Origin of the sequence: Bradyrhizobium genomosp. III, from assembly GCF_000261705.1 — a bacterium.
GTDB classification, from domain to species: Bacteria; Pseudomonadota; Alphaproteobacteria; order Rhizobiales; family Xanthobacteraceae; genus Bradyrhizobium; species Bradyrhizobium ottawaense.
The window spans coordinates 21509-31737 of the sequence record NZ_AJQF01000360.1 but is presented as its reverse complement, the minus strand read 5'-3'; the positions used below and the strand labels follow the sequence as shown (position 1 = coordinate 31737).

11 protein-coding genes are annotated in these 10229 nt (G+C 65.0%); 5 read left to right on the top strand and 6 right to left on the bottom strand.

The features are described 5' to 3' along the window. Positions 1-392: 392 nt before the first annotated feature. Both IC66_RS0129315 and IC66_RS0129310 read right to left on the bottom strand, forming a co-directional pair. Positions 393-1040, bottom strand: a complete 648-nt coding sequence (locus IC66_RS0129315; RefSeq protein WP_028142074.1) for a DUF2865 domain-containing protein — start codon at positions 1038-1040, stop codon at positions 393-395. 17 nt (positions 1041-1057) lie between these two features. Further along, positions 1058-1837, bottom strand: coding sequence for a L,D-transpeptidase (locus tag IC66_RS0129310; protein ID WP_028142075.1), 780 nt, complete (start codon positions 1835-1837; stop codon positions 1058-1060). 209 nt (positions 1838-2046) lie between these two features. On the opposite strand from IC66_RS0129310, the gene IC66_RS0129305 reads away from it, so the two are divergent. The 5 genes from IC66_RS0129305 to IC66_RS0129285 all read left to right on the top strand — a co-directional run bounded on the left by IC66_RS0129305 (position 2047) and on the right by IC66_RS0129285 (position 6184). After that, entirely contained in the window at positions 2047-3159 is a 1113-nt protein-coding gene (locus IC66_RS0129305; RefSeq protein WP_028142076.1) for an AI-2E family transporter, read from the top strand. Positions 3160-3237: 78 nt separating this feature from the next. After that, a complete protein-coding gene (locus IC66_RS0129300) occupies positions 3238-3609 on the top strand; it encodes a DUF883 family protein (protein WP_028142077.1) in 372 nt (123 codons plus the stop codon). Between the two features lie 93 nt (positions 3610-3702). After that, a complete protein-coding gene (locus IC66_RS0129295; protein ID WP_038950047.1) occupies positions 3703-4158 on the top strand; it encodes a hypothetical protein in 456 nt (151 codons plus the stop codon). Between the two features lie 190 nt (positions 4159-4348). Next, the gene (locus IC66_RS0129290; protein WP_038950046.1) at positions 4349-5491 is read left to right on the top strand and encodes an OpgC domain-containing protein; all 1143 of its coding nucleotides are present in this window, start codon (positions 4349-4351) and stop codon (positions 5489-5491) included. Positions 5492-5575: 84 nt separating this feature from the next. Next, entirely contained in the window at positions 5576-6184 is a 609-nt protein-coding gene (locus IC66_RS0129285; RefSeq protein ID WP_038950045.1) for a TetR/AcrR family transcriptional regulator, read from the top strand. A 65-nt stretch (positions 6185-6249) separates the two neighbouring features. On the opposite strand, the gene IC66_RS0129280 is transcribed toward IC66_RS0129285, so the two are convergent. From IC66_RS0129280 to IC66_RS0129265, 4 genes are all read right to left on the bottom strand, one after another. Next, positions 6250-7908, bottom strand: coding sequence for a CHASE domain-containing protein (locus IC66_RS0129280; protein ID WP_028142081.1), 1659 nt, complete (start codon positions 7906-7908; stop codon positions 6250-6252). Positions 7909-8204: 296 nt separating this feature from the next. After that, complete coding sequence (ureG, locus tag IC66_RS0129275) at positions 8205-8828, bottom strand: urease accessory protein UreG (protein ID WP_038950044.1); 624 nt, start codon at positions 8826-8828, stop codon at positions 8205-8207. Between the two features lie 39 nt (positions 8829-8867). Continuing rightward, on the bottom strand, positions 8868-9596 hold the full coding sequence (locus IC66_RS0129270; protein ID WP_083859353.1) for an urease accessory protein UreF: 729 nt from the start codon (positions 9594-9596) through the stop codon (positions 8868-8870). Further along, positions 9577-10227 (bottom strand): urease accessory protein UreE, encoded by a 651-nt coding sequence (locus IC66_RS0129265; protein WP_028142083.1) that lies wholly within the window; start codon positions 10225-10227, stop codon positions 9577-9579. Before IC66_RS0129265 ends, IC66_RS0129270 begins: the two co-directional genes overlap by 20 nt. Positions 10228-10229: the final 2 nt, after the last annotated feature.

Genomic DNA, 10229 nt, shown 5'->3' with positions numbered 1-10229 from the left:
GCGGCGCAGGGCACCAAGAACGTCTCGGACAACATCACCGGCGTGAAAGCCGACGCCGACACCGCAGCCGGTGCCGCGGAGAACGTGAAGCAGGCCTCCGAGATGCTGGAAACCCAGAGCCGCCAGCTCGGCCATCAGGTCAGCGACTTCCTCGGCAAGATCCGCGCGGCGTAACGTTGTAAGTTAGATAGCAAACTGCCTCTACACCTTCGGTGGCATCCCCGCGAACGCGGGGATCCATAGCCACGGGGAGTAGTTCGGCGAAGACTCGTGGTTGCCGGCTCGTGCCGTAACGCCTCCCTGTGGTTATGGATCCCGGATCTGCGCTTCGCTTGTCCGGGATGACAGCGGAGATTGAGGCGGTAGCGCTAGGCCCACGTGAAGCCGCCGCCCTACTCCTTCGCCACCACAGGCACCTGGCGGAATTTGGCGCGCACCGATGCCGGCAGCGGCGAAAAATTCATCGCGACGCCGCGGCGGTCGTTGGCGTTGCGGCTGGCGACCACCAGGCCGTCAGCGCCGGCGACGATATCGCCCTTGCGCAGCGTGGGATCGTCCTCGACCTTGACCGATGCGAGCCCGGCCGGATCCTTGCCGTTGCAGGTGCAGCCCGCGACGATCTCGTTGCGGTAGCGGAACGCGTTCGGCAGGTCGGAATAGGGCTTTCCATTCTCAGCCGTGGCGTCGTCGATATTGCTGCCATAGACCAGCGACGTCTCGGAAGCCGGGCAGAAGCTCTTGCAGGATTGCGCCTTGCTCTCGGCATCATTGCCTTGCGCCGGGAAGTAGCGGCCGTCGCAGCCGCGCACGCAATAGGCCGTGCCGCCGCCATAGGCCGCGCGTTGGCGAGGGGCGTCGTAGCGTGGCATGTCATCGCCAGGGAACGGTGTCCGGATCTGTGGAGGCCGCGCTCCGAACGCACCGAACAGCGCCGAGAAGAAATCTTCCGCATGCGCCGACGGTGCGAATGCCAGACCGGCGGAGACAACGACCATGATCGCCGTACCGCCAGCCACCTTGCCAATCAGGCGTCTGCTCATATGACTCACTCTTACTCCTAGTTCACGGCCGACGTCGCGATGTTCAGCGCCTGCCGGCCCGACGGCATCGCCGTCACGGCTGGACGCTTGCGCGCGGGGTCGCCGCCCTTGGCCATCAGCGGCGCGTTCTTCGGCAGCACCACGACCTTGGCGCCGACATTAACGCGGCCGAACAGGTCGGTGACGTCCTCGTTGGTCATGCGGATGCAGCCGGAGGAGACGAACTTGCCGATCGTGGAGGGATCGTTGGTGCCGTGGATGCGGTATTCGCTGGAGCCGAGATACATCGCACGCGCCCCGAGCGGGTTGCCGGGACCGCCGGCGACGAAGCGCGGCAGATAGGGCTGGCGCGCAATCATCTCGGCCGGCGGATGCCAGTCCGGCCATTCCGCCTTGCGGCTGACGCTCTGCACGCCGGACCAGGTGAAGCCTTCGCGGCCGACGCCGACGCCGTAACGGATCGCACGACCATTGCCGAGCACGTAATAGAGATAGGTGTTGTTGGTATCGATGACGATGGTGCCGGCCGGCTCGCTGCGGTCGAAGCCGACGATCTGCTTGCGCAGGCGATCGGGCAGCTGGGCATCCTCGTCCGCCGCCTGCCGCTGCGGCGCTTCGTTCACATAGCCCTGCGCGTAACCCTGGTCCTGCGGATACGCCTGCGGCTGCATCGGCGCATAGCCGTAGGTCTGCGCGCTCGCGCCAGCGAACGGCACCGCCAGCAGAGCGGTCGCGAAGGCGAAGGCGGTGACGACGCGCGGCGAGAAGCTGCGACGGACTGCAGAGAACTTTGTCATGTGCTGCCCCGTTGGATGCGTGCATCAGGGTGATGCGCTTGCGAACAAACGCCGCGGGGGCGATTCAGGTTCCGGCCCTGCGCGCGGCATCCTTGTCACAGTCAAGCGAGCGCGTGTTCACGAAGCCGCGATGGAACCGCCGCACCGCTCGCGCATTGTCAGGTCGCCAATGGGCGCGCGGATCGAGGCTTCCGTGCCGGAGAGAGATTGTGCGCGTCCTTCCCAGTGAACGTCTGACTCCCGGCAACAGCGAAGGCAGTCCGCTTCCCGACAGCCATATCGAGCTGCCGCCGGTGATCCGTCGCACCGAGTTCGTTGCCTTCGCGCTTGCCGGCCTCTTGCTGATCGCCATCGTCACCGTGCTCTATGTCGGCAAGGCGTTCTTCCTGCCGGTCGTGATGGCCTTCGTCACCGGCACCATGCTGTCGCCGGCCGCCAGCTTCCTCGAACGGAGCAAGGTCCCGCGCGGGCTCGGCGCCGTCCTGATCGTGGTCGCGGTGACCACGGTGGTGGCCTTCGTGGTGGCGCTGATCGCCTCCCCCGCGATGGAATGGAGCACGCGCCTACCGGAGCTCGGCGCGCAATTGAAGGACAAGCTGCACGTGTTCGACCGACCGCTCGCGCTGTGGCGCGAGCTGCAGGCCATGGTCGGCGGCTCGGAAGGACTGCCGAACTTCCAGATGCCGAAATTCGATTGGGTGCAGCCGACGCTGGAATTCCTGTCACCGACCTTTACCGAATTCCTGCTGTTCTTCGTCACCCTGATCCTGTTCATCGCAAGCTGGCGCGACCTGCGTCGGGCGCTGATCATGACCTTCAGCGACCGCGACGCCCGGCTGCGCACGCTTCGGATCCTCAACGAGATCGAGGTCCATCTCGGCAACTACCTCTTGACCGTCACGCTCATCAATATTGGGGTCGGCGTCGCCACCGGCCTCGTCTGTGCGCTCACCGGCATGCCCAATCCGGCCGGGCTCGGCGCGCTCGCCGCAACCCTCAACTTCATCCCGATCATCGGGCCGATCGCGATGTTCGCCGTTCTGATCGTGGTGGGGCTGGTCGCCTTCCCGACCATCAGCGGCGGCCTGATGGCGGCGCTCGCCTTCGGCGGCCTCACCTTCCTGGAGGGGCACTTCGTCACGCCCATGATCATCGGGCGGCGGCTGGCGCTGAACGCGCTCGCCGTGCTGCTGGCGCTCGCGTTCTGGACCTGGCTGTGGGGGCCGATGGGCGCCTTCCTGTCGTCGCCGCTCCTGATCGTCGCGCTGATCCTGAAGGAGCATCTGTTGCCGGCGGATGCGCCGCAGCTGCCGCAGGATTGACCGGTTTCCGCGAACGGAACTTCCCCGACGACGAAACGTTTTCCGGCTATCTCAGCCGTCAACAGTTTGGAGCTCCCGATGTCCACGACCAATGCCGAAGCCGGGATGAAGGACTGGACCGACAAAGCCACCAGAGAACGCCTCGAGAAGGATGTAGCAGCCGTGAAAAGCGATATCGCCGCCCTCACCGACCAGATCACCGACGCGCTCAACACCTTTGCCAATTCCACCAGCAAGCAGGCTCGCCGCGGCTATCGCCAGGCGCGCGAAAACATGGATACCGCGCTCGACGACGTGTCGGAGCGCGGCAGTGCAATGATGGGCGCGGCCCAGGAAGCCTACGGCTCGATCGAGGAGACGCTCGAAGACGCGATCACACAGCGGCCGCTTGCGACCGTCGGACTCGCGCTCGGCATCGGCTTCCTGATCGGTGCCGCCTGGCGCCGGTAAGATTTGCGGACGCGTGTTGAGGTGTCGGCACCGGCGCGTTGCCGGTGTCGGCACGTGACGGTTTGGCTTGCGGGGAATTGAGGAGCGAGGGCCATGTTTCAGCGCATCATCGATGGGATCAGTGCATCCACCGGCACGACGGTGCGACTGACCTCGCTTGCCGCAGCCGCGGCCTTCGCGCTGTTCGTGACGACGTGCTTCCTTTGCGCCGCTGCCTTCATCTCGGTGCTGGAGAAATATGGCCCGGTGCAGGCCTGTCTTGCCGGCGCTGGCATCTTCTTCCTGCTGACGCTGGCTGCGGCAGGTTCTTATTGGGGCTACAAGCGGGAGGTGCGGAAGCGCGCCCAGATCGCGGCCGAGCGCGCCGCGAAGTCGGCGGCGCAGAGCATGCTCGCGGATCCCATGCTGCTCGCCACGGGGCTGCAGATCGTCCGTGCCATCGGCGTCAAGCGGCTACTGCCGATCCTGGCGATCGGCGGCGTCGCCCTCGGCATCATGGCGAGCCGCGCGGGCGTTCCCGACGAGGCGTCGGCTGAACCGGCCGAATAGCGATCCGAGCGGGTCAGAAAATTTCGTTGTAAGTCTTCCGACCGCATCTATCAGAATTCGTCCATAAGATGCCGCGCAATTTCGCGCTATAACGGGCGCGGCTGCCCCCAGCCATCACGCAAACGCTACTCGGATGGGCAGGCGGTTGCCGTTAAAAGTACCACCCTGATTCCCAAAGCTATTTTAATCAATGAAACCGTCCGTTAAGGCGAACCTCGCCGCATTCCATCACGACGCCAGGCTGTATCTGACGCTCGGTATCGCCAACTGGTCGGTTTTCGTCGACCATATCCCAAACAACGTCGTCAACCTGCTGACGCTGCGCAATTTCGGCTTCAGCGGCGCGGCTGACCTGTTCGTGTTCGTCGTCGGCTATGGCGTCGCCATCATCCACGGCCGGATGGCGCTTGAACGGGGCTACCTCGTGGCGGCGACGCGCATCTTCCGCCGCGTCTGGCGGCTCTACGCTGCCTATGTCGTGCTGTTCGTGATCTACATCGACACCATCGCCTATGTCGCCTCGCAGTCGATGGCGCCGGAGATCATCCACGAATACAATATCTCGGGCATTCTCGAGCACCCGCTGCGGATCCTGGTCCGCGGCCTCGTGCTCCAGGAGGAGCCGCTGAACCTCGATCTCCTGCAATTGATGATCCCGCTAATGGCCTTTTTTCCGTTCGCGCTGTGGGGTCTGTTGCGGTGGCCGAACCTGACCCTGGCGGCATCGGTCGCGCTGTATCTTGCCGCACGCTGGTTCGACTGGAATTTTCGGGTCTATCCGGACCAGGAATGGACCTTCAATCCGCTCTGCTGGCAGATGCTGATGGTGCTCGGGGGCTGGTTCGCCGTGACAGGCGCGCCCGGGCGCGCGCTACGCGACATGCCCTGGCTGCGGATTCTCGCCGGCACCTATCTCGTATTCGCGATGGCCATCACCTTGCTGCGCCATTCGCCGGCAATGTCGGCTTACCTGCCGGACCTGCTCCTCGACAGCATCGCGCCGACCGACAAGGAAAACCTGGCGCCCTATCGCGTGATTCACTTCCTCGCGCTCGCCTTGCTGGCGACCCATCTCATTCCGGCCAATCATCCCGGCCTGCAATTGAAGCCGCTGCAGGCGGTCATCCGATGTGGCGAGGAATGGCTCGCCGTGTTCTGCGTCGGGGTGTTCCTGTCGTTTGCGGGCCATCTCATCCTGATCACCAGCGCCAATCTGGTGGCGATGCAGATCGTGGTGAGCCTCGCCGGCTTCGCCGCGATGACCGCGGTGGCCTACTACGTCGCCTGGTCGAGGTGGCAGGATCTCCCCACGGCCTTGCGGCAGCAGGCCTAGCCAGAGAACCGTGCGATTCTGCTAGGCCGAAAGCGGCGGCTGCGCTATGCGGAGAAGCTCTGCGTGAGGAGACCGGGCGTGGCGATGGCGAAAAGCGGGGGGGAAGAGACCGGGAGCACGCCCCGGCGCGGCCGGCCTCGGTCGATCGAGACCAGCAACGCCATTCTCGAAAGCGCCTATGCGCTGATGGCTTCCACCGGCCTTGCCGCCACCACCATCGACGCGGTCGCCCGCCACTCCAGCGTCTCCAAGATGACGATCTACAAATGGTGGCCGTCCCGCGAGGCGCTCTTGATCGACGCCTTTCTTCAACATGCCGCGCAGATGCTGCCGCTGCCTCCGGAGGGCTCCGGCAACCCCGCGGCGCGCGCCCGCCGCCATGCCGCAGCCTACTCCGAGGCGCTCCAGGGCGAGTTCGGCAAGGTCCAGCTCGCGGTGATCTCCGAATGCATTTCCAAAACCGGCTCGGCCGAGCTGTTCTATGCCCGCTATCTGCAATTCCGTCGCGACGCGCTGGTCGAGATGATTGCCGCGGGCCAGAACGACGGCAGCATCCTGGCCGAAGGGCCGGCTGAGGATCTTTACGACGCGATCTATGGCGGCCTGTTCTATCGCTACGTCTTCGGCATCGCGCCAATCACGCCGGCCTATGCCCGCAATCTGGTCGACCTGGTGTTGAGGCCCAAGGGCTAAGCCCAAGGAGTTAAGCCCAAGGGGTTAAGCCCAAGGGGTTAGTCCGAGGCTTAAGCCGGCGGCTTCTATCGCGCAGACCTCACCGGTGCGGAGATCTTGTCCGTGCGGTCGCGCTCGGTCATGTCGACCACCGTCTCCATCGGCGCGGTCAGCTCGTAGACATAGGAGGCGTCGGTGAAATAGCGCTTGGCGGTGCCGCCGAGAGCCTCGGGGGCGACACGGTCGAGCAGGATCAGGCCGAAATCGGAATCGGGGCGGCGGGTCGCCTCGCTGGTGTTGAGCTCCTCCCAGCGGAAATGGAAGACCTCGCCCGCCCCCTCGCCCGTCACGGTCCAGCTAGCGGTGATGTGCGGATGCTTTCCGACCAGCGACAGGCCCTCGTCGGAATGCGAGGCAAGTTCGAAGAACAGCAGCGAGAGGCTCTGCGCCGCGCGCGCGCTGACCGCGATATCAGGACCCGTGACGGCAATGCGGTCGGCATGCGGGATGGCGCGCGCCTCGAACAGGCCCTTCAGCTTGACGCCCTGCCACTGGCTCTCGCTGAGCAGCGAGACCACGTTGGACATGGCGTGGATGCGCCCGATCAGGAGCTCGCGGGCGACGTCGATGTCCGAGCCGTGACGCAAGGTGCGCGTCACGATGGACTGGATCACCGCGAGGATATTCTTGACCCGGTGGTTGAGCTCGTCGATCACCGCGGTCAGCCGGCGCTCGAAGCCGATTCTGACCTGGATTTCCCGGCTGAGCCTTAAGTTGTTGTAGGCGACATAGCCAAACAGGCCGCACACCATCGCAGTGATCGCAAAGCCGATCGCCGCCACGATGATCGCGGTCTGCTCGGCGCGACGCGCCGAGTTGGTCTTCGCGTAATAACCCAGCTGCCAGTCACGGCCGCCGAAGCTCACCGTGCGCGTCGCCGATGGCGTCGGCCCGTCCGTCGTCGTCATGCGGGTGGAGACGATTCCCTGATCGTTGGCGACGAGCTCGCCACCTTCCTTGCGCGGGTCCCTGAGCGCGACCGAGAACAACGACATGTCGTCATTGGTCAGCATCAGCGAGGCGAGTTCGTAGGAAAACGTGACGAACCCGGCCGGCTCGGTCGCACCCTCGGGGATGACGGGAGCTGCCACGATGATCCCGACCGGCCCGTTGCCGCGCAACAGCGGAATCGGGTCCGAGGCCACCGACCGCTTCTCGAGCCGGGCCCGTGTCAACATGGCGCTGCGAACCTGATCCTGGTCGTAACTACGGCCAGGCAGAGCCTTGGTCTCGTCGCTGCGCGGCTCGAGATCCAACAGCACGTCGATCGGCTGGGTGATCTCGGCCGGATTGATCGGCTTGTCGTCAAAGGTGCGGATCTTTGGATTGGGGAAGCCGGCGCCTCCAATGGCAGCCTGCGCCGCCGTAAGCTCGTTCGGCTTCAGCCGGGCGATCCAGCCGGCCACCACGAAATCGGTCTTGAAGGCGTAAATGGCCGAGCGCAGCGGCTCCAGCATGTTCGGCTTGATCACTGATGGTGTGCGGAACAGGCCTGAGGCGACACGTGCGAGCAGCTCGCGCTCAGTGAGCCGGTCCTGCACCAGGCTGGCATGAACGTCGATCGCGCGCGCGAGCGCGATACGATCCAGCGCCAGCTCCTGGTCGTGGACGCGATAGGCCGCAAGCCCGGAGAGCAAGGCTCCGAGCAGAGCGATGAAACCGATGATGAAACCCAGCCGGACCACGCGACTACTCAGGCGAAAGCAGGAGGTCGGCAATAAACAAGGAGCATATGTACGCCGCTCGAACGGCCATGTGCCGAAACAGGGTGAACCCCGGTGGCAGAGATAATGAAGGAGGAGGCATCAGTACGCAACTTGGGTCGCCTGGAAAGCTTAATCCGCCCGGCCAATGGTCTGGCCGGGATGAATTGCCCGGGCACCGGAGGTAGTTAATCGCCGTGTCCGAAATTTGTTCCGTGGTTGCGGCCCGGCCCCAGGGTTAACGGCGAAAAAAGCATGCGCCAAGTCGTCGCGCGCTGTCAGCCCGCCCGTTTCAGGCCGCCTTTGGCCTCGATGAAGCCGACAATGCGGTCAAGGCCCTCGCTCTTCTTCAGATTGGTCATGACGAAGGGGCGCTCGCCGCGCATGCGCCTGGCGTCCGTGTCCATCTTCTCCAGGGAGGCGCCGACATGGGGGGCGAGGTCGATCTTGTTGATGACCAGCAGGTCGGACCGGGTGATGCCGGGGCCGCCCTTGGACGGGATCTTGTCGCCGGCGGCCACGTCGATGACGTAGATGGTCAGGTCGGCCAGCTCCGGGGAAAAAGTGGCAGCGAGATTGTCACCGCCGGACTCGATCAGAACGAGATCGAGCCCGGGAAACTTGGCGCGCATGTCCGCCACCGCGGCGAGATTCATCGAGGCATCCTCGCGGATCGCGGTGTGCGGGCAGCCGCCGGTCTCGACGCCGGCAATGCGGTCCGGCGTCAGCGATCCCGAACGCACCAGGAACTCGGCATCCCATTTGGTGTAGATGTCGTTGGTGATCGCGGCAATGTCATAGCTCTCGCGCATGGTCTTGCAGAGCAGGTCCATCAGCGCGGTCTTGCCCGATCCGACGGGACCGCCGACGCCGACACGCAAGGGGCCGTGAGATTTCGACATGTCATTGGCTCTTTCTCGATGGGTCAAAGGTCGCACCGCTCACGACCGGAACAGCCGGGTATATTGCGTCTCGTGCCGCAGGCTGGCGAGATCGGCGCGGAAGGTCGCGCTGCCAAGATCGTCCAATGCTGCGTTCAACGCACGATTGGCGGTGGCGGCAACGGCGGCTTCCAGCCTCACCAGCACGCGCTGGCAGTCGGTCTGGCCGAGCGGAATGAGCCTACTGGCGGCCGAAATCCAGTTGGACACCAGCGCATGCAGGAACGCGTGCAACGTCGGCGCCAGCGCCACGCCGTGCTTAGCTGCAACCACGCCGACCGCGACGGGATAGACCAGTGGCGTGCGGCATGCCGCAACCATGGCATCAAGGCCGTCTGCATCCCAGGCAGCGCGAGCGATGTCGATGAAGGCGCGGCCCTGCGAGATCGTCTCCGCCTGCCGCTCGCGCGACGGCACCATGGCCGCGGCGAGCTCGGCGATGTCGCTCAAGGTCGCATCCTCGCCCATCTCTGCAGCACGATAGGCATGCACCAGAAGCGTCGCGTCGCAAAAGCCGGAGCCGTCGCCGAGCATCGCGTCGAGCCAGTCGGCCAGCGTGGCCGTATCGACGATGTCGCCCGCCTCGACCGCCCATTCGATGCCGCTGGAATAGGAGAAGCCGCCGACCGGGAATGCCGGCGACAGCCAGGTCATCAGCCGGTACAGCGCCGCCGCCTCGCCCTCGGCGAGGTCGCCGGCGCCGACCGACTCACTTGTGGTCATGAGCATGCTTGTGGCCGTGGTGATGGTCGGGATGGTCGCAATGCTCGTCGTGGTGATGGTGATGATCGTGCCCATGATCATGCGCGGCATGATCATGGGGGTGGTGGTCATGCGCGTGATGGTCATGGCCATGGTGATCGTGACCATGGTCATGATGATGCCCGTGATCATGATGCGCATGATCGTCGTGGCCATGCGCGTGGCCGGCATCGGCATAGGCGCCGCCTTCGGGATCGAACGGCGCCTCGATCTCGATCACGCGCGCGCCGAGACCCTTCACCATGGCTTCGATGACGTGATCGCGGCGGATGCGCAAGGCCTTGGCCATGATCTGCGTCGGCAGATGGCGGTTGCCGAGGTGCCAGCCGACGCGAATGAGGTGATGCGGATCGCGGCCGCGGATTTCCAGCAGCGGCTCGGGCGCCGCGACCACTTCGACGAGCCGGCCGTCCTCCAGCACCAGCGCATCGCCGCCGCGCAGCGCGACGGCCTGCTCCAGGTCGAGCAGGAATTCGAGCCCCCGCGTTCCCGTCATCGCCATGCGGCGGCGGTGCCGATCGTCGAAATCGAGCACCACCGTATCCGCCGGCGCTTCCGTGAAGCGGTGCTGTCCCCTGACCTGCGTCGCCCGGATCATGC